The organism is Anabaena sp. CA = ATCC 33047, assembly GCF_963870205.1.
Classification (GTDB): domain Bacteria; phylum Cyanobacteriota; class Cyanobacteriia; order Cyanobacteriales; family Nostocaceae; genus Trichormus.
Genome location: NZ_CAWMSA010000040.1, coordinates 310,348 through 329,944, shown reverse-complemented (window position 1 = coordinate 329,944; position 19,597 = coordinate 310,348). Strand labels below are relative to the sequence as shown.

At 40.8% G+C, this 19,597-nt stretch carries 16 protein-coding genes; 6 read left to right on the top strand and 10 right to left on the bottom strand.

Annotated features, from left to right (window positions below):
* Window positions 1-183 precede the first annotated feature (183 nt).
* Both AACS98_RS10930 and AACS98_RS10925 read left to right on the top strand, forming a co-directional pair.
* The gene (locus AACS98_RS10930) at window positions 184-2,439 is read left to right on the top strand and encodes an FdhF/YdeP family oxidoreductase (RefSeq protein ID WP_066379470.1); all 2,256 of its coding nucleotides are present in this window, start codon (window positions 184-186) and stop codon (window positions 2,437-2,439) included.
* A gap of 1,249 nt (window positions 2,440-3,688) precedes the next feature.
* Window positions 3,689-4,573, top strand: a complete 885-nt coding sequence (locus AACS98_RS10925) for a ParA family protein (RefSeq protein ID WP_066379469.1) — start codon at window positions 3,689-3,691, stop codon at window positions 4,571-4,573.
* A gap of 166 nt (window positions 4,574-4,739) precedes the next feature.
* On the opposite strand, the gene recG is transcribed toward AACS98_RS10925, so the two are convergent.
* The 5 genes from recG to AACS98_RS10900 all read right to left on the bottom strand — a co-directional run bounded on the left by recG (window position 4,740) and on the right by AACS98_RS10900 (window position 11,556).
* Entirely contained in the window at window positions 4,740-7,220 is a 2,481-nt protein-coding gene (gene recG, locus AACS98_RS10920; protein WP_066379468.1) for an ATP-dependent DNA helicase RecG, read from the bottom strand.
* 72 nt (window positions 7,221-7,292) lie between these two features.
* Window positions 7,293-8,252, bottom strand: coding sequence for a hypothetical protein (locus AACS98_RS10915; protein WP_066379467.1), 960 nt, complete (start codon window positions 8,250-8,252; stop codon window positions 7,293-7,295).
* 281 nt (window positions 8,253-8,533) lie between these two features.
* Window positions 8,534-9,469, bottom strand: a complete 936-nt coding sequence (tsf, locus tag AACS98_RS10910; protein WP_066379465.1) for a translation elongation factor Ts — start codon at window positions 9,467-9,469, stop codon at window positions 8,534-8,536.
* Between the two features lie 165 nt (window positions 9,470-9,634).
* The gene (rpsB, locus tag AACS98_RS10905; protein WP_066379462.1) at window positions 9,635-10,423 is read right to left on the bottom strand and encodes a 30S ribosomal protein S2; all 789 of its coding nucleotides are present in this window, start codon (window positions 10,421-10,423) and stop codon (window positions 9,635-9,637) included.
* Window positions 10,424-10,581: 158 nt separating this feature from the next.
* Window positions 10,582-11,556, bottom strand: a complete 975-nt coding sequence (locus AACS98_RS10900; RefSeq protein ID WP_066379460.1) for a glycosyltransferase family 2 protein — start codon at window positions 11,554-11,556, stop codon at window positions 10,582-10,584.
* Window positions 11,557-11,926: 370 nt separating this feature from the next.
* Here AACS98_RS10900 and AACS98_RS10895 point away from each other — a divergent pair, with 370 nt between their 5' ends.
* Window positions 11,927-13,126, top strand: coding sequence for an argininosuccinate synthase (locus AACS98_RS10895; protein WP_066379459.1), 1,200 nt, complete (start codon window positions 11,927-11,929; stop codon window positions 13,124-13,126).
* A 70-nt stretch (window positions 13,127-13,196) separates the two neighbouring features.
* Here the strand turns inward: AACS98_RS10895 and AACS98_RS10890 are convergent, their stop codons facing one another.
* On the bottom strand, window positions 13,197-13,826 hold the full coding sequence (locus AACS98_RS10890; RefSeq protein WP_066379457.1) for a DedA family protein: 630 nt from the start codon (window positions 13,824-13,826) through the stop codon (window positions 13,197-13,199).
* Between the two features lie 460 nt (window positions 13,827-14,286).
* Between AACS98_RS10890 and AACS98_RS10885 the strand changes: the two genes are divergently transcribed.
* Complete coding sequence (locus AACS98_RS10885) at window positions 14,287-14,640, top strand: STAS domain-containing protein (protein WP_066379454.1); 354 nt, start codon at window positions 14,287-14,289, stop codon at window positions 14,638-14,640.
* 351 nt (window positions 14,641-14,991) lie between these two features.
* Here AACS98_RS10885 and AACS98_RS10880 read toward each other — a convergent pair whose 3' ends face one another.
* Window positions 14,992-15,552: an Npun_F5560 family protein gene (locus AACS98_RS10880; RefSeq protein ID WP_066379451.1), complete on the bottom strand. Its 561-nt coding sequence runs from the start codon at window positions 15,550-15,552 to the stop codon at window positions 14,992-14,994.
* Between the two features lie 205 nt (window positions 15,553-15,757).
* Entirely contained in the window at window positions 15,758-16,084 is a 327-nt protein-coding gene (rpsF, locus tag AACS98_RS10875) for a 30S ribosomal protein S6 (protein WP_066379449.1), read from the bottom strand.
* Between the two features lie 232 nt (window positions 16,085-16,316).
* On the opposite strand from rpsF, the gene AACS98_RS10870 reads away from it, so the two are divergent.
* Window positions 16,317-17,090 (top strand): fumarylacetoacetate hydrolase family protein, encoded by a 774-nt coding sequence (locus AACS98_RS10870; protein ID WP_066379445.1) that lies wholly within the window; start codon window positions 16,317-16,319, stop codon window positions 17,088-17,090.
* 3 nt (window positions 17,091-17,093) lie between these two features.
* Here AACS98_RS10870 and AACS98_RS10865 read toward each other — a convergent pair whose 3' ends face one another.
* Together AACS98_RS10865 and AACS98_RS10860 are read right to left on the bottom strand one after the other, a co-directional pair.
* Window positions 17,094-17,573, bottom strand: coding sequence for a Tic20 family protein (locus AACS98_RS10865; RefSeq protein ID WP_066379443.1), 480 nt, complete (start codon window positions 17,571-17,573; stop codon window positions 17,094-17,096).
* An 84-nt stretch (window positions 17,574-17,657) separates the two neighbouring features.
* Window positions 17,658-17,855, bottom strand: a complete 198-nt coding sequence (locus AACS98_RS10860) for a hypothetical protein (RefSeq protein WP_066379441.1) — start codon at window positions 17,853-17,855, stop codon at window positions 17,658-17,660.
* Between the two features lie 505 nt (window positions 17,856-18,360).
* On the opposite strand from AACS98_RS10860, the gene glyA reads away from it, so the two are divergent.
* A partial coding sequence (glyA, locus tag AACS98_RS10855; RefSeq protein WP_066379438.1) for a serine hydroxymethyltransferase occupies window positions 18,361-19,597 on the top strand: 1,237 nt, incomplete at its 3' end.

Here is a 19,597-nt window from a genome sequence, read left to right as displayed (position 1 = left end):
GATAATTTATTTGTTTAAATTCTGACCAATGATAGATAAAAAATCCAAATTATTCCCTAGAAATAGACACAAGCTTAAATTTTACTTATTTGATTAATTCATATTTCTATTTTGCCAAGGGAAAGAATGATTAGTAATAATAAAAAATAGTTAAACGAGTTGAGATTTAGCTGAGTATTAAGTATGGATAACTTACCTCAAAGCAAGTCTAGCTCCCCGGCTGGGGGTGGTTTCCCTGTAATTCAGTATTGGGTAGAAAAAACGCTTTCACCAACAGGTTTACAATTATGGCAAACTCTCAATCATAAAAGTGCGTGTTTATCCTGTGCTTGGGGTACGGGTGGACAAAAAGGGGGATTTGTTAATGAAGCGGGAGAATATTTACAACGCTGTGCTAAAAGTGTAGAAGCGATCGCGGCGGAATTGCAACCCGGAATTAAGCCAGATTTTTTCTCAAAACATAGCATCAGTGAATTACAAACACTGACTTCTCAAGAGTGCGATCGCTTGGGTAGATTAACTTATCCTCTCATCCTCAGATCAGGTTCATCCCATTATCAACGTATTAGCTGGGAAGAAGTTTATCACATCGCTACACAAGCCTTTAATCTACCACCAGCTAGAATTGCCAGTTATAGTTCTGGGCGTTCATCTAATGAAGCTGCCTATTTACTACAATTATTAATGCGATCGCTAGGTAGTAATAATCTAGCAGACTGTTCAGATTTATGTCACGCACCCTCAACAGTGGGATTAAAAAAAGTTTTCGGAACTGGCACCTCAATGGTAAGCCTAGAGAGCCTAAAACATAGTGATTGTATTGTTTTAATAGGTTCTAATGCTCCCGCAAATCATCCGCGACTGATGAACGAATTGATCAAATTGCGGGAAAGTGGCGGCAAAGTAATCATTATTAATCCCCAAATAGAAATCGGGTTAGTTAAATTTGCATCCCCTGCATTTCCTATCAAATCTTTACTCACAGGTGGCTCAGATATCTCTTCTTTGTACCTACAACCAATTCCTGGTAGTGATGTGGCATTATTTGTGGGATTGCAAAAATCTCTAATTGAACAGAATTTGATTAAAACAGAATATCTCAATAACTATACAAAGGATTGGCAGAAAGTTCTAGATTACGCTAAAAATATTGCCTGGGATAACATCACTAATATATGTGGTTTATCCCAAGAAGAAATCACAGCCGCAGCTTATATAATTGGTAAATCGGAGCGTGTAGTTTTTGCTTGGGCAATGGGGATAACTCAACACGCTAACGGTGTGGATAATGTCTTCAGTATTGCGAATACAGCCTTAATTACAGGCAATGCCGGCAAACTTGGCGCAGGTACAATGCCCATTCGAGGACATTCTAATGTGCAAGGATTTGGTTCAATGGGTGTAACAGTGCATTTGCGCGAGGAAATTAAACAAGCACTCTCTAAACTCTTAGGAAAACCTCTGAGTGAAACCCCTGGCTATCACACCCGTGACTTAATCACAGCCGCAGAATTAGGAAAAATAGACACACTATTTTGCTTAGGGGGAAATTTGTATGCAGCCAATCCCGACTTACAGCAAGCGAAACAGGCACTATCGCAAATAGACACAATTTTTTATGTAGCGACAAAACCGAACTTAGGACATTTTCACGGGTTAGCTAAACAGCAAACTTTAATCTTACCTGTATTTAATCGGTTTGAAAATCCTCACAAAACAACAACTGAATCAGGTAATAACTTTGTGCGGTTAAATGATGAAGGAAAAAGTCATTTAAAACCACCTGATGCTGACTTAATTTCTGAAATAGATTTAATCACAGAAATTGCTGCTCGCTTACATGGCGAAACACCGATAAACTGGCGCAAACTGCAAGATACAGTTTATATTAGAAAATTAATTGCTCAAACCATTCCTGGTTATGAAAAAATTGGCACAATTGACCAAACAAAACAAGAATTTCTCATTGAAGGGCGGATTTTAGAAGCACCGAAATTTCCCACATCAGATGGGAAAGCGCAGATGTTTGTCACACCTTTACCGCAACTATCACTACCAACTAAAGCCGAGTTTGGTGTGGCAGAAAATCAGCCAGGAATTGTAGTGATTTTAGGAACAGGACGCAGCTATGGCCAACATAATACTGTAGTTTATCGTAGTGAAGATAAATATCGCGGAATGCCCCATCGTCATTGCATTTTAATGAATCCTCTGGATATCAAAAAAGCCGGATTTCAGGAACATCAGCGAGTAACAGTGAAAGGAGATCAGGGAGAACTAGAAAATATTGAAATTATTTGTGGTGCAATTCGTGAAGGTGTAGCTTTTATGTTTTATCCTGAAGCGAATGTTTTATTTAAAGCAAAAGTTGATCCGCAAAGTGGCACACCCGCTTATAAAAGAGTTCCAGTTTGTATTACAGTTAACCGGCTTCTTTAAAAGGATGTTTGTTAAGTATTAAAAGACTCAATTCAACCAGTATTTTCAGCATTAAAAGCATCATGAATAACGCTAATTTTCTCGTGGGCTTGTGCAAAGATTTTTTTTACATCTTAAGAGTTAGGGAACAACAAAAAATAAATTATCCAAATTGACTGTTAGTAGGGTGCGTCAGAATGAATATTTTATTGGTATAGCTAGGGTTACTCTTACTGACGCACCCTAAATTTTGGATATTTTTTTATCTGGAAGTCCCTTAGAATCAGATACGGAGGTAACTTTGAACATCAAAAATCACCCCAGAGTATCAAGGAAAAAATGTCACTTTCTTAATTTAAAGAGATTGCTAGCATCAAAACCTACTGATTGTCCTACCATAATGCCATTTTCGATTGATTGACTCTCAACTATTGCGGCGCACCCTACTAATATATCAGTTGCCTAAGTCCTGACTTTTACATTTACTCTAATTTCCGTTAAAACTTATCTAACTTCATCCTGTAGGACTAATAAAAAGCTGAAAATTAAATATGAAGCCACATAAAACCTACATAAAGGATGTACAAAAATGATTAATAAATTACTGACTATGACTGCTGTTAATCAGCTTACATTAGTAATTTACTTGGATCAATATGGCTATTATCACTATGAAATAATTCACAGTAAAGGTGTCTTGCAAAACACAGACATATTTTACAATCAACAATCGGCTGAAATGGCAGGTATGTTGTGTATAAATTCCATATTGAATTATTACAGATAAAACTGATGTTGAATCAACATCAATCATTATTGAAGTATCAATGATAAAGCTGGAATTATCGGTGGACTAAATCTTAGGGTTAGGCAATTGTAAACAAGTCAGTTGTTTCTCTACATGATTGGGTGTCATCACCACAACTGCAATTACATACTGAGGACTTAGGCAAATTACCATATATCATTTCCACTCAAAACCAGTGAGAGAGGATATTTATCAAGCCTCAAAGCATACTAGCAACCCCGTCATCCATGAATATCCCACAGGATACCTATATCCTATAAATGTAGAGACGTTTCATAAAACATCTCTACATTTTTCCCAGACATCTCCCAACTTCAGCCAAGTTGCTATATACTCTATCGAGGCAATCTTGCTGACACAACTCTTTTGATTCCCCGTAAATATTATATTTAACGGAAGTTTCAATTGTTCAGAAGGGGTGTGCGCTACCTGAATGGGAACGCGTCATCAGAGGAATTAACAATGGGATATGTAATCGCTACTGCAAATATGAAAGGCGGTGTAGGGAAAACTACCCTCACTGTGAACTTAGCAACTTGTTTGGCGAAAAATCATGGTAAAAAAGTCCTGGTTCTAGATTTAGATAGCCAAATCAGTGCCACACTTAGTCTGATGTCGCCTCTGGAATTTGCCAAACGTCGCAAACAAAGACGCACATTAAGATATCTCATTGATGAAGTTATCAATCCTGATCCGAATTCTCAGTTAACCATCAATGATATTACTCAAACTCAAGTCTGTAATCTGCCAGAATTAAATTTATTACCGGGAGATATAGATTTATATGATGAGTTTGTCGTCTCAGAAATGCTGCACAGACAAACCATTGCTTTGGGGGAACAAAATTTTGAAACAGTTTGGAACCGTTTTGAACGAGTTTTAATTAATAATATCTTAAAACCAGTGCGTGATCAGTATGATTTTATTATTTTAGATTGCGCCCCTGGTTACAATTTATTAACCCGTAGTGCTTTAGCTGCTAGTGATTTTTACCTGCTGCCAGCCAAGCCAGAACCTTTGTCTGTTGTGGGAATTCAACTATTAGAAAGACGCATTGCCCAGTTAAAAGAAAGTCATGAACATGAAGCAACAATAAATATTAAAATGCTGGGTATTGTCTTTAGTATGTGTAACACCAATTTACTCACAGGTAGATATTATAAACAGGTGATGCACAGGGTTGTCGAAGATTTTGGTGTAGAACAAATTTGTAAGGCACAAATTCCAGTTGACATCAGCGTTGCTAAAGCTGTGGATAGTTTTATGCCAGTGGTTTTAAATGCACCTCAATCAGCAGGTTCTAAAGCATTCATGCAATTAACTCAAGAATTGTTGCAAAAACTCTAGCCATCCTCAATTATAAATTAAATTGCATTCCAGTAGTGGACTGACACAGCTAAATTTGTGCATTAGGCAAAATCAGAAATTATTGATTTATCTGATTTCCTCAAAAATCTATTGCATCATTTTAGGCGTGTCAGTCCACTATTTTGACTTTTATTTGCTCAACTTTTCAAGTTAAAATAGCCCCACCCATCAATCTTTCATAACGATACTTCAATTCTGCCTTCATTAAAGGCCAACGCTCTAATGTCATATCTAATTCTATGACTTTCTCTGCGGCTTGCCTGGCTAAAATTAGCACTTCCTCATCATCTACTAAACTAGCTAAGGTAAAATCTGGCACACCAGATTGACGAGTTCCTAACACTTCTCCCGGCCCGCGAAAACGCATATCCATCTCCGAAATGAAAAAGCCATCTTGAGACTGTTCTAAGACTTTCAGCCGTTGTTGGGCATCGGGACTTCTGGAATTACTCATTAACAAACAATAAGATTTAGCTGCACCACGCCCAACCCTTCCCCGCAATTGGTGTAGTTGGGATAAACCAAAACGTTCAGCATTTTCAATGAGCATAACTGTAGCGTTAGGCACATCAACGCCAACTTCTACAACGGTGGTAGACACTAAAATCTGCGTTTGATTATCCCGAAATTTGGTGATGGCTTCGTCTTTTTCGGCGGAACTCATGCGACCATGCAATAGCCCTACTTGAAATTCTGGGAAAACACTTTCTTGCAGCTTTTGATGTTCTTCTACTGCCGATCGCAAGTCTAGTTTCTCTGATTCTTCCACCAATGGCAAGACTACATAAATCTGTCTACCTTGGGCAATTTCCCGGCGCATCAAGTCATAAGCAAAGCTGCGCTCTTGAGAACTTAACACAGTTGTCTGTATTGCTTGTCTCCCTGGTGGTAACTCATCAATTTGACTCACTTCCAAATCCCCATGTATGGTTAATGCCAATGTGCGGGGTATGGGGGTAGCTGTCATAGTTAATACATGAGGTTGTTCGCCTTTTTGCTGCAATAACGCTCTTTGTTTCACGCCAAATCGATGTTGTTCATCAATGACTACTAACCCTAATCGCTGAAAATTAACCGGATCTTGAATTAAGGCGTGAGTTCCCACTAACAGGGGTAATTCCCCGGTTTCTAGTTGAGCATGAATCTGTCGGCGTTTGGCAGTTTTAGTTGAACCTGTGAGCAATTCCACTGGTAAGTATAATAAGTTAAACCAGCTAACTAACTTGCGGTAATGCTGTTCTGCTAAGACTTCCGTGGGAGCCATTAAAGCGGCTTGGTAGCCAGATTGAATTGCGGCTAAAATTGCTACCACTGCCACGACTGTTTTACCGGAACCTACGTCACCCTGAACAAGTCGATTCATGGGTGTGGTTTTTTGCAAGTCGTTGAGGATGTCGTTAAGAACTCGTTGCTGTGCGCCGGTGAGTTGAAAAGGTAGAACTTCGTAGAATTTTTCGATTAATTGTCCTTTGGGAGCAAGCACCGCACTGGTTTGAATGGCTTTTGCTTGTTGCTGGCGTTGCAGTAAACCGAGTTGCAGGTAGAAAAATTCATCAAAGACGAGACGACGACGGGCGGCTTGTAGGCGATCGCTATCTTTAGGAAAATGAATGTTAGCGATCGCATCCTTCAATTCCATCAAACCATACTTCTCCCGCAAACCTTTCGGCAATGGATCTTTTAAATGCACCGTCGCAGGTAAAGCAGCTAACACCGCTTGACGTACCATATTCGCCATCACTCCCTCGGTGAGTGCATAAATTGGTACAACTCGCCCAATTGTTAACGATTCAATCGTATCCCCAGGGTTAGCTAATACTTCCAACTCCGGGTTATCCAGCGTCAAACCGTATTTACTACCTTTGACTAACCCACAAGCCGCCACCACGCTACCCACTGGATAACGACGCTTTAAACTTTCTTGCCAACCACGACTGCTAAACCGCGCCCCCGCCCAGAAACGACTAACTTTAATTTGACCTGTATTATCTTTTAACAGTAATTCTAAAATCGTTAATTTTTTATTCTTGGGGCTAGTAAAACAATTACAACGCTTCACAGTAGCGATAATCGTTACCGTCTCACCCCCTTCTAACTCCCGGATATTCACCTGACGCGCATAGTCAATATGATCACGGGGATAGTAAAACAGCAAATCGCGCACCGTATACAAACCCAAAGCTGCTAACTTATCTGCTTTACGAATGCCGATTTCTGGCAAATCGCTGAGTTTTTGGTCAATTTTGGGGGCTAATCTGCGGCTAACTTCTGCCACAACCGGCGCAGAATTGGGAACTTTCGATTTATAGCTTTTCTCTTGCTCCTCTGCTACCCTACTATCCTGCTCCCTTTCTTCTTGTTGCAGTTGGTAAAGATACCTGCGGGTTTCTGCTATTAAATGTTGTCGTTGTTGCAGTTCCAGATGCGGATACTGAGCAAATTGAATTGCTAAATCTTGCCAGCGACGACGCTCAATCGATGGTAAACCTGAAGGGAATTTCCCAAAAGTCAAGCTGAGAAATTCACTAAAACGGTATTGTTTACCCATCAAGTCTTGAAAGCCGTATTCTGCTTCTACTGTCAAGGCTTTATGTAAGCGTATCCAATCTGGTTGCTCATTAGTCATTAGTTATTAGTCATTAGTCATTAGTTATTGGTTATTGGTCACTACTTTATACTATGAATGTGAGAATATTAACTAATCTTCGTACCAGCTAGCACGCCATGCAGATTCAGCTTCGGCTATTGAGCGTTCTCTTTGTTTTTTTTGATATTCTTTGCCTATTTTAGACAGTTGCACTAAGATTTCCCGGATTTGCTTGCGATTCGTGGAAAGTGCAGCGTCGGCAAACTCGATTTCTCCTAGCCGTAAATTAATCGTCATAATTTGGGTGAGGTTGGATGCTTCTGCATCTTGCCCGTTTTCAATCTCAATTACTAAGTTTAAGAGATTGGGCGGCCCTGGCATCATTTCAGCCGAAGCTTCAGATGCAGCTACAGCTGCTTCTAAGATAGGTTCTGGTAATTTTTTCGGTAAAATTCCCGCTTTTTGTAACACTACATTCGCTTCATAAGAAACTTTTTTGAGTGTCTTTTGGATTTCTGCTTCTAGGTGATTTTGCCATTTTGCCAGCTTGATGGGGTTAGAACTGTCAAAGGCATAAGATTCAGACGTAGCGTTTTTCCGGGTTTGATTAGCGGCTAGTAAAACAGATAAGATTTCTTCTGCTCCCATGATTTGAGATGTTTCTGTCTCGTCTTCCTCTGTTTCATCGGTTTCATCTCCCGCATCTTCCACGTTACTGGTAGCTGAAGCCTCATCTTCCGCATCTTCCACGTTACTGGTAGCTGAAGCCTCATCTTCCTCTGGTTCTTGTTCACTGGCAAGATGAGTCAGTAATTGTTCAGCAGCTTTTTGACCTAATTTACGGATATTTTGTTGTAATTGTTGCCGTTGATTCAAGGATAACCGCAAAAAATTGTCGGGATACCCTTGGGTACATAGATGATAAGTAGCCAGAATTAACTGTTTTCGCAGTCCTTGACCCAAGTTGGTGAGATAATTAGTATAAGCTGCATAAAGTTGTGTGGCGATCGCTTCTATCGCTTCTTGCAACACCGCAATATCCTTTTCTATTCGCTCAATTGCTCTAGCCATACTTTCCTTTGCTTATCCACCTGAACCTTCATGGTACAAATGTACGCAGTTATTTGCAAATCATCATCCACAGTATTTTAGCTTTAGGACTTACACAAGCGTCATCATCAAAGTTTCTTCTAGGGTGCGTCAGAAAAAATAATTGGTTAAAAATAAACATATTTTTCACATCTGACGCACCCTACTAATGTGTCAGTTGCGTAAGACCTGAGCTTATAAATAAAATACAGGTCAGGCTATTTGCTTGACCTGTATCTAGTGCAGTCAATTAAGCACTCAAACTACTTCTGACCCATTTGGGCTGCTACTTCTTCAGCAAAGTTACTTTCTTGTTTTTCAATACCTTCGCCGAGGATATAGCGAACAAAACGACGCACTTCCACGTCTCCACCAACTTTAGCCTTAACTTGCTTCACCAAGTCTTCTACAGAAATACTTTGGTCGCGGATGTAAGGCTGATCTAACAGAGTCATTTCTTTCAGGCGTTTCTCAATCCGACCCTGAACGATTTTTTCTCTGATATTTTCTGGTTTATTCGCCAAATCTTCCTTGCCCATTTCGATGTCTTTTTCTTTTTGGACAATTTCGGCAGGAATTTTGTCTACACTTACATACTCAACATTGGGACAAGCTGCAACTTGCATTGCTAAATTGCGTGCCAATGCTTGGAGTTCTTCGTTAGTACCAGCTGCTGGGGAACTCACCTCTACTAACACACCGACTCGACCACCAGTATGGATGTAGCTGTCTACTACCCCTGGTGTATCCTGGCTAGCAAAGTTGACAAAGCGACGAACCTGAATGTTTTCACCTAAATTAGCAATTACTTGCTTGATGGACTCATCCACGGTGACGCTCGCATCTGCTACGTAAGGTTGAGCCTGCAAAGACTCAACACTATCAGCAGTTGCAGCTTGCTTGGCTAGGTTATTAACAAGAATTTTAAAAGCATCGTTACGGGCAACGAAATCGGTTTGACAGTTGACTTCAATGAGTACGCCCACTTTGCCATCTGGCTGAATGTAGGTGTCTACTAAACCTTCTGCCGCAATGCGATCGCTTTTCTTACCCGCCGAAGCAATGCCTTTTTTCCGTAGCCATTCTATAGCTTTTTCTAAGTCGCCTTCGGTTTCGTTCAGGGCTTTTTTACAGTCCAGAATGCCCGCACCAGATTTTTGGCGTAGCTCTTGGACGAGTTTTGCAGATATTTCCGCCATGTTGCCTCAATTCCTAACTTGACCTTGAGTTATCATCGCTCACGGGTGTTGAGTATTTCTATCTTACTCAGGGCTGGGGAAGAAAAAGCGATTAAATATGAACTTACAAGATGAAGAATGAAGTGTGAGCATGATTTGCTTCATCCTTCATCTATCTAATTTTGCTTATTCTTCTTCTTCGTCGTCGGTAGCAAATTCAGAGTAATCACTTTCGTCGTAATCGTAATCTTCCTCTGCGCCTTCGTAGTCTTCGTATTCTTCTGTATCTAGCTGACCATGACGACCTTCATAAATGGCATCTGCCAATTTACCCACTATCAATTTAATTGATCTGATAGCATCGTCATTAGCTGGGATGGGAATATCTACTACATCTGGGTCACAGTTTGTATCCAGCATGGATACAATGGGAATTCCCAATTTTTGGCACTCTTGAACCGCGTTATACTCCCGACGTTGGTCTACAATCACCACGATATCCGGGACTTTCCGCATAGTTTTAATCCCGCCCAAGTATTTTTGTAGCTTTGCCATCTCACGGCGGAGCATGGAAGCCTCTTTTTTGGGCAATAAATCTAATGCGCCGCTTTCTTCCCGACGCTCTAAGTCTTTGAGACGGTCTACTCTGGTTTTAATGGTAGCCCAGTTAGTCAGCATTCCACCTAACCAGCGTTGGTTAATATAGTGAGAACCGCAACGGCTAGCCTCTTGAGCAATAATACCGGCTGCTTGCCGCTTAGTGCCTACAAACAGAAACTTTTTCCCCTGCTCGGCTTGCGATCGCATATAGGAGTAAGCATCTTCCATCAACTGGGCTGTTTGCACCAAGTCAATGATATGTACACCATTACGCGATGTGTAGATGTAAGGAGACATTTTTGGGTTCCAACGCCGGGTTTGATGCCCAAAGTGAACCCCAGACTCCATCATCTGAGCCAATGAAACAACTGGCATATATTTTTTTTACTCCTATTCGGGTTAAACCTCCACCCAGGCGTATTTCCCTACTGGGAAACACCCGAATTCCCGGATGTGCGGAATTTAGACAACTCTACTAGGATAGCACATATTTTTACCAATTTGGTCAAGCTAATAACATTTTTATTAAGTTTTTATTTTTGGAATTTGGAATTTTGAATTTTGAATTCGGAGCGCACCGACGTGACGTTATACCAGTTGAGGAAAATTCTGGCAATTTCTAAAGCTAACTGAGGTTTACCTAAATCAATCAACCATCTTAATAACGGTGTCATTGTTTTTTCATTCAACGCACCATTTAATGAGAGAATTCCCCACAGTAACCGATGCAACCAAGTCATTTGAATCATCATTTTTACTTCCCAAGTGGGATGCTTTTGATAAAATAAAACACCCATCCTGCCACGCTGAATTTCTTTATCAATTAAGTTAGGAATTTGTTCTAACTTAAATGGTGGATGCCAATGATAACCAACGGCGGCGGGACATTTAATTAACTTTAAACCTAAATTTTTTAGCCTGACACCAAGTTCTAAATCTTCCCAGCCATAGAGTTGAAAACCTGTATCAAAAAGTCCGGCTTTGTCTAACCAATGTTTGGGAATAGCTACGTTACCTGTGGCAAAGAATGCGGCGGAAAAATCTGTAATTTTATATGGTTCAGCCGTAGGATTTTCAAAGTTACAGGTGTTAATGACTGCACCATAAGTAAAAAAGCGATCGCTTCCCAGTTTTTCCTTACCCTGCATCAAAGCATCTGCATGAGCTTGCAGGAAATTGTCTAAAACCACTAAATCGCTATCTATAAAAATAATTATATCCCCTTGTGCCTGTTCTACGCCCAAATTCCGAGCCGCAGCAGGCCCAGCATGGTCTTGCTCAAACCAGCGCACATGGGGAAACTCATCTTTATGTGCTGCTAACCAATCTAATGTACCGTCAGTAGAACCATCATCTACTAAAACCACTTCATAACCATCTACAACACTAGATGCACTTAGTTGCTGTATTTCTAAAGCACGCAGACATTTTTCTAAAATTGGCTGACGATTATAAGTTGGTATCACAACGCTGATCAACACAGTCTCACCCACAACACAACTACCCATCTTCAGCATAGGACAGTGCGGTACTTAACACAGTTCCTTCTAATGCCATTAATCATAAAATACAGACTCATCTGCGTTTATCTGCGTTTATCTGCGTTTAATTATCAATAAAAACCCCACCTATACCAGTGGGGCTAAATTCAATCAGAATTTTTCTCTTTAGTACAATTGTACTTTAATGATGAAAATATAACAACTATTGGGCAAATTACACCCCATAGCTATGAACTTTGCCTTGAAAAAGAATATTTACAGATAATTTCTATTTGTAGTGAATTAGTCTAACGGTTGTTGCATCCAGAAAATATACATGGTGTAGTTAGATATAATAATGACTCATTATTATGTGTTTTCCTAACTGGAGAAGCAAATGGGTCGCGCCAAAAAGGTTGTTCTAGCATATTCTGGTGGAGTAGATACTTCTGTTTGCATTCCCTACCTGAAAAATGAGTGGGGTGTGGAAGAAGTGATTACGTTAGCAGCAGATTTAGGACAGGGAGATGAATTAGAACCAATCCGAGAAAAAGCTTTAAAATCGGGTGCGAGTGAATCCCTCGTGGTGGATGTAAAAGACAGCTTTGTGACAGATTATGCTTTTCCCGCCATTCAAGCTAACGCCCTCTATGAAAATCGCTATCCTCTAGGAACAGCTTTAGCTCGTCCGTTAATTGCCAAGATATTAGTAGAAGCTGCTGAAAAATACGGTGCGGATGCGATCGCACATGGTTGTACAGGTAAGGGTAATGATCAAGTGCGGTTTGATGTCTCCTGCACAGCCCTCAATCCCAATTTGAAAATCTTAGCACCCGCACGGGAATGGGGTATGAGTCGGGAGCAAACTATCGCCTATGGTGAACAGTTTGGCATCCCCGCCCCAGTGAAAAAGTCTTCTCCTTACAGCATTGATAAAAATTTGCTAGGTCGTAGTATAGAAGCTGGTGTGTTGGAAGATCCCAAATTTGAACCACCAGAAGAAATCTATGAAATGACAAAGGCGATCGCTGATACCCCTAACGAGCCAGAGTATATTGAGATTGGGTTTACACAAGGCATTCCCACCACTCTCAACGGTACAGCGAAAAAACCTGTAGAACTCATCCAAGCCATCAATCACATCGCCGGAACTCATGGTGTCGGACGCATTGACATGATCGAAAACCGCTTGGTAGGGATTAAATCACGGGAAATCTACGAATCACCAGCGATGTTAGTGTTGATTCAAGCACACCGAGATTTAGAAAGTTTAACTTTGACTGCGGATGTTACCCATTACAAACGCGGCATTGAAGAATCTTACAACCAACTTGTTTACAATGGTTTATGGTACAGCCCGCTTAAAGCAGCCTTAGATGCTTTTATTCAAAAAACCCAAGAACAAGTATCTGGAACTGTGCGCTTGAAACTTTTCAAGGGTAACGCCACTATAGTCGGTCGTTGGAGCGATAATTCACTCTACACCCCTGATTTAGCCACCTACGGCGCAGAAGATCAGTTTGATCATAAAGCAGCCGAAGGCTTTATTTACGTTTGGGGATTACCTACACGTATTTGGGCGCAGCAAACTAAATAAAGTTGACAATAAATAGGGTGCTTCAAATTATCTATTCTGACGCACCCTACAACAGACTTGGCATTAGGTGTCAATCTTCTGTTGCGCCTTTGACTTGGCGAGACTCCAACCACAAAGGAATCGCAATCAGGGCAACAAGTATTAATAAAGCTAAAATTGCAAATTGACTCACCCAAGAAACTAATTGTTCTAGAGAAACAATTCTACCCGCGAAAAAGGCTAACGTTACCATTAACCCAGCCCAAACACTTGCCCCTAAAAGGTTGTATATCAAAAATTTTCCAAAAGGCATCTCAGCTATACCAGCGAGTGGGGCAGCAAAAATCCGCAATAATGCGAAAAATCGCCCAAAAAATACAGCTTTAGCGGCGTTTTCGCTAAATTGCTCTTTTATATTCAACAGTCGTACTTCACTAATCCGAAATATTTTACCTGTTCGCACTAAGAAAGACCAGCCGCCAAGTCTACCAATCCAGTAGCCGCAAATCCCGCCAATTACAGCACCAGCAACGGCTACACCGAGAACTATCCAGTAACTCAGTTCATCACTGCCAGCCAGAAACCCACCTACTAGGGTTACGGTTTCACCAGGAAGGGGAATGCCTAAATTTTCTAGCAAAATCCCCAAAAAAATAGCCCAGTAACCGTAATCTTGGGCAAACTCCTGGATGTTTTCTAGTGAAATCAACTCAAGAGACATCCCGCACCGCCGCCTTTACAATTTTTTACTTTATATACATCTTTGCTTGTTTATGTCTGAGGTGTCAATGAAGCAACTCTTAGGGAAATATATATACTAATTTCTATAGCATTGCTCAGATTTTTCTTCTTGACAAATTCACTTTTTTAGTGTATTTAGCACATAAGTATAATTACGTAAAGCCATCAGGAATTTATCATCAAAAATTTATAAAAACCGGATAAAACTATAAAACTTATGTAAATGATATCTTTGATACTGAATTCCTTAAGCGTTTGTGCCTATAGTGAGGGAAGTTCAAACAAATTATACGACTTCAACACTGATCAATCCTGTCAATAAAGGGCTATGTTATTGCTCTGGTTATGAATTTAACAAATCATGGTCATTTGACAATTCATCAGGATTAACGCTCAATTTCTGCTTTTGTTAAGTGTTCCAATTACTTACTAAAATCATTATGACTCTCACACAAGAACAGCAAATACTTTTGTTTCAGCCTCAAGGCAGCCTAGACGGACAAGGTGGCATGGCTTTAAGCGAACAAATGGCTCAAACATCTCCTCATCCGCATCAAATTTGGGTCATCGATCTAGCAGAAGTAGATTTTATGGATAGTTCCGGCCTAGTTTCACTTGTAAAAGGGCTAACTACTGCCCGTCAAAGTGACTGTCGGTTAGTTTTGTGTAACGTACATACACCTGTACGTTTAATTTTAGAACTTACTCAGTTAGATTCAGTATTTGAAATTTTCGGCACTTACGAAGATGTACTTGCTCAGGTAAATGAGCAAAAATTAGCATTAGCAAGGTAAGCCTTGATTTTTACAGCAGCATTTGGCAATGTTTAAAAAAGGTATTTTTAATTATTTACCATAAATTACCCCTCATTGCCTATGCTCTTGGTTATGCTTTTGAGACAATAAGATTTTTGGGGAGACGACTAATCAGTAGTGTTGACACTGTTGATTAGCCAAAACCGTGCAGTGGGTGATAGTTCAAGTCATTTAAATTTGCTTGCTACCCATGCTACCCCGTATAGTTAGCAGATAACACCAAAGAAAAAAAGTAAATTTTTTGGCCCTAGATACCTGAGAAATTAATCATCCAGGAAAAATTTTATTATTGCTGTTAAATATCAATCAATTAAATTGATTGTGAGTTATTTAGGCGTTCTGCACAGCAGAAACATTACCTTCTCCAGACAAAGGACGAGGGAAATTTGGTAAGTCAATACCACTATGGCTAGAAGTGCGGGTTTTCAAAGCCAAACGGTAACTTACACTTTGAAGTTCTGCTCGCAGTTGACGGTTTTCCCGTTGTAACATGGACACTTTTTCTCTGACTGGTGCCATGCGTTCTTCAAACTTACGACGGTAAATTTGCGGCAATTCCTGGACTACTTGCTCTAACATCCGACTGCGATCAGTCAGTTCTTGTACTGATTGGCGCAGTTGGTAGATTTCCGTGTCACGAGAGGTGATTTGTTCTTGGTAGAACGTCACTTGTTCTTCAACAGCTTGAAGTTGTTCTTGTAAAGCTTGTAACTGACTCAAGTTAGGTTCTGGCTCTGATCGCTGGGGCATAAAATTAGTATTGCCCTTGACTAGCCGAAACAATTCTTGAGATAGCTGCTGCACTAATTGATCGCGTAGCTGTAGTTCTTGTCGCAACTGCGATATTTCCGCAGAGAGAGCTTGGATGTTGGGTGTCTCAGTTTGGCTCACGGTGGCTAAAAGCTCCGATTGAAGAATGGTGTTCAATCTTTAGGTATAACTGCAAACGCATTGCTTTTGGCAAGTACCTGTTAATGTAGCATTCCCAACTCAATCACAAAAGGCAAAAGGTAAATTTTTTTGATTTAACTTTTACAACTGTTGGGTGATGAGTCATCAGAACTCAACACTCCAGACAGTTGACGGCAAAATTACCTTAAGCTGTTACAGCTTCTGACTCTGCTTTTGTCTCTGACACGTCATATTTAGTTGTCAGGTAGCGAATTACTTCTTCACTCAAGCGCATAGCACGCTCTAAAGGAGCGATCGCAGTTCCTGGGCCTGTATAGTTGAACTGAATGTAAACGCCATCACGATGTCTATCGATTTCATAAGCCAGACGACGCTTACCACGATTTTGGATTTCGAGATTCTCAGCACCTTGTTCTTGAAGGATGTTCTGATATTTGGCGATCGCTTGCTCTACTTGTTCATCTGTCAGGTCAGGACGCAGAATATATAGTGTTTCGTAAACTGTGGTCATGATTGTTAGTCTCCTTGTGGACAAACTGGCTGCTGATGTTAATTTATACGTTGGTTATGCTAGAAGCTACCAGGATAAATCAACAAATGAAGCAACAAGGAACTATAATCTTACCAGTTTTTAATTTAAATCATCAGCCCAAGCTGCCAAAAATTGGCTTTTGTAATCCAGAGAGCATCCACCAGCCAGATAGCTACTTTCAACATCAGACAAAAGGATATTGATTAAAATTATGGCTCAACGCTATGTGCGAGTTCAAAATCGAGAGGGAAAAATTTATTATGGGTTGTTACAACTATCTCTCAATGTCCAGGTGCTAGATGCACCTCCCTGGTTGCAAGGACAGCCCACAGATTTAATTTTAGAATCAGACAAATATCAAATTTTGGCTCCCTGCGCTCCTTCTAAGATTGTGGCTGTGGGGAAAAATTATGCAGATCATGCAGCAGAGATGGGAACTCTAGTCCCGGTTGAACCGTTAATTTTTCTCAAACCACCGACAACAGTTATTGCTACAGAAACAGCAATTAAGTATCCTCCCCAGTCGCAAAGAGTAGATTATGAAGGAGAATTAGCACTGGTAATTGGCGATCGCGCCTTTAACTGTACACCAGAAGCAGCCCAAACCAAAATATGGGGTTATACCATCGCCAATGATGTCACAGCGCGAGATTTACAACAAAAAGATGGACAATGGACACGAGCCAAAGGTTTTGATACTTTCTGTCCTTTAGGCCCTTGGATTGTCCGAGAATTAAATCCGGGTGCGAGATTACAAACCTTTGTCAATGATGATGCCAATCCGGTGCAATCTGCTGCTATTGATCAGATGGTTTTTCCCCCAGATTTTTTAGTATCTTATATTAGTCAAGTGATGACATTGTTACCTGGAGATGTGATTTTGACAGGTACACCCCAGGGTATAGGACAATTGCATCCAGGCGATCGCGTCCGTATTGAAATTGAAGGTATCGGTCGCCTAGAAAACACAGTGGCATCCTGTTAAGTTTTAGCGCACTTGCATATAGACAGCATCAGAAAGAGCAGGAATTTCTGCATAACGCCCTAACAATGACTGGGCAACCGAATAGATAACTGCTGCTGTAATCCCCAAAAATATGGTATTGGCTATAGTTTCAATTGCGAAGCCAGTATTGGGAATTTGCGTCAAAACTCGCACCAATACACTACACAAAAATATCACAATGTCCAGCAGAATCGCCTGCATCGTGTTGAAACGAATAAAATGACTAATTTTCTCGTTTCTCACCACGAATATAAATAAACCAAAGAAAACTAGAAGTTGTCCCAATTGACCTAAGCTACCGTAAACTATCAACACTGGTTGCAAAGGTAACAACAGTAATTGTAAGACAGGAAATTGTCTTAACAAAAAACTCCCAAATACTAAACTGTCAACTATGGGCAGAAGATAAGGTAAACAAGCAAAAATTCTCTCAGAAATTGTTGTAGACCCGCGCCAAGCCATTGTGCATTCTCCTGTGGCTAAAATATGATGATTACTTGAGCCTAGGATAACGCAGTTACTCAGCCGTTCTCGTTAAACTATGGTTTATCCTATTTCGGCAATGCGAAAACCCATCAGACACTCATACTGTTCGGACTGCTGTTCTACAAGCTTACGAATAACTTTACCACAGTACAATTGTCCTGCACGCCAACGCGGTTGACCACTATTATCAGCCAATAAACAAGACTGGCAAACCTGCTCAGGGGCAAGGATTTGATCATCCATTAACATGACTAGCATGCAAAACCCTCCCGTAAATCCTCATCATGCTCCACATTCTTCCAGAACAGGACACACTTTAGCGGTGTCCTAAGAGATGCTGAAGGCTGCTAATCAATTGAGTTTTCCTTGGTGCAGGTTGCCTCAGAGTAACCTTCAGCACTCTTTTTGGCAAAAATGGGGTTAGTAGTAAACAATCGCCAAGTGAACCTGAATTTATTGTATGTCGTTAGTTTGAGAGAATTAGCTTTTGGCTCAAGACTCTTACATAAATTATTACTGTAGGCGAAACAATAGCATAAAAGTTCATATTCCCGTAAACAGGTTTATGATAGTTAATCTATGAACTTAGTCGGCGGCTAACAATCAGTAAATTAGCACTTATGGAAGTCAATAGTAGAAACACGGTTAATCGTGTCTGTACAGTAGTCAAAAGACTATGAAACTATGGGCTGTTGACTCGTAATTAAATGCTAAGTTCCCACAAAATCAACTGTTGTGCAAATTTTCATTAGGTATAGTTGAAGTGACTAGGACAAATTCAGACTTGCTTGCTACCTCCGATCCAGCGATCGCAGAATTAATTAATCAAGAACTCCAACGTCAACGCGACCATTTGGAGTTAATCGCTAGTGAAAACTTTACCTCAGCTGCTGTCTTAGCGGCTCAAGGTTCGGTACTCACCAATAAATACGCCGAAGGCTTACCTGGAAAGCGTTACTATGGTGGGTGCGAATTTGTTGACAAAATCGAGCAAATAGCCATTGACCGAGCTAAACAGCTATTTGGTGCGGCTCATGCTAACGTACAACCCCACTCTGGCGCACAAGCGAATTTTGCAGTTTTCCTAACATTGTTAGAACCAGGTGACACAATCATGGGGATGGATTTGTCCCACGGTGGACACCTCACCCACGGTTCTCCGGTGAATGTCTCTGGTAAATGGTTCCAAGTGCGTCACTACGGCGTGAGTCAACAAACAGAACAACTCGATTACGACCAAATTCGCGAGCTGGCGTTAAGGGAGCGTCCTAAGCTCTTGATTTGTGGTTATTCTGCTTATCCTCGGATTATTGACTTTGAAAAATTCCGTAGCATTGCTGATGAAGTTGGTGCTTATTTACTAGCTGATATTGCCCACATTGCTGGTTTAGTCGCTAGTGGCTTGCATCCTAACCCCATTCCTTACTGTGATGTCGTCACCACCACCACCCATAAAACTCTACGTGGCCCCAGAGGTGGTTTAATTTTAACTCGTGACGCAGAACTCGGTAAAAAATTCGATAAATCCGTGTTCCCTGGAACTCAAGGCGGCCCTCTAGAACACGTAATAGCAGGTAAAGCAGTTGCGTTTGGTGAAGCCTTAAAACCAGAATTTACAACCTATTCCCAGCAAGTCATTGATAATGCCCGTGCTTTAGCTAGTCAACTGCAAAACCGGGGCTTAAAACTGGTATCTGATGGCACAGATAACCATTTAATGCTGGTAGATTTGCGTTCGATTGGCATGACAGGCAAGAAAGCAGATCAGTTAGTGAGTGAAGTGAATATTACCGCTAACAAGAATACAGTTCCCTTTGATCCCCAATCACCATTTGTTACCAGTGGTTTGCGGTTAGGTTCTCCCGCCATGACAACCAGAGGTATGGGAGTAGAGGAATTTACCGAAATTGGTAACATTATCGCCGATCGCTTGCTCAACCCAGAATCAGCAGCAGTAGCGCAAGATTGTAAACGCCGGGTAGCCGCATTGTGCGATCGCT

Excerpts from the sequence above, each read along its gene's own strand:
- AACS98_RS10900 (WP_066379460.1), bottom strand. The coding sequence starts at position 11,556 with ATGGGTAGTTGTGTTGTGGGTGAGACTGTGTTGATCAGCGTTGTGATA.
- AACS98_RS10895 (WP_066379459.1), top strand. The coding sequence starts at position 11,927 with ATGGGTCGCGCCAAAAAGGTTGTTCTAGCATATTCTGGTGGAGTAGAT.
- AACS98_RS10925 (WP_066379469.1), top strand. The coding sequence starts at position 3,689 with ATGGGATATGTAATCGCTACTGCAAATATGAAAGGCGGTGTAGGGAAA.
- AACS98_RS10915 (WP_066379467.1), bottom strand. The coding sequence starts at position 8,252 with ATGGCTAGAGCAATTGAGCGAATAGAAAAGGATATTGCGGTGTTGCAA.
- rpsB (WP_066379462.1), bottom strand. The coding sequence starts at position 10,423 with ATGCCAGTTGTTTCATTGGCTCAGATGATGGAGTCTGGGGTTCACTTT.
- AACS98_RS10930 (WP_066379470.1), top strand. The coding sequence starts at position 184 with ATGGATAACTTACCTCAAAGCAAGTCTAGCTCCCCGGCTGGGGGTGGT.
- AACS98_RS10860 (WP_066379441.1), bottom strand. The coding sequence starts at position 17,855 with ATGCTAGTCATGTTAATGGATGATCAAATCCTTGCCCCTGAGCAGGTT.
- AACS98_RS10870 (WP_066379445.1), top strand. The coding sequence starts at position 16,317 with ATGGCTCAACGCTATGTGCGAGTTCAAAATCGAGAGGGAAAAATTTAT.
- tsf (WP_066379465.1), bottom strand. The coding sequence starts at position 9,469 with ATGGCGGAAATATCTGCAAAACTCGTCCAAGAGCTACGCCAAAAATCT.
- AACS98_RS10890 (WP_066379457.1), bottom strand. The coding sequence starts at position 13,826 with ATGTCTCTTGAGTTGATTTCACTAGAAAACATCCAGGAGTTTGCCCAA.
- AACS98_RS10865 (WP_066379443.1), bottom strand. The coding sequence starts at position 17,573 with ATGGCTTGGCGCGGGTCTACAACAATTTCTGAGAGAATTTTTGCTTGT.
- recG (WP_066379468.1), bottom strand. The coding sequence starts at position 7,220 with ATGACTAATGAGCAACCAGATTGGATACGCTTACATAAAGCCTTGACA.
- AACS98_RS10885 (WP_066379454.1), top strand. The coding sequence starts at position 14,287 with ATGACTCTCACACAAGAACAGCAAATACTTTTGTTTCAGCCTCAAGGC.
- rpsF (WP_066379449.1), bottom strand. The coding sequence starts at position 16,084 with ATGACCACAGTTTACGAAACACTATATATTCTGCGTCCTGACCTGACA.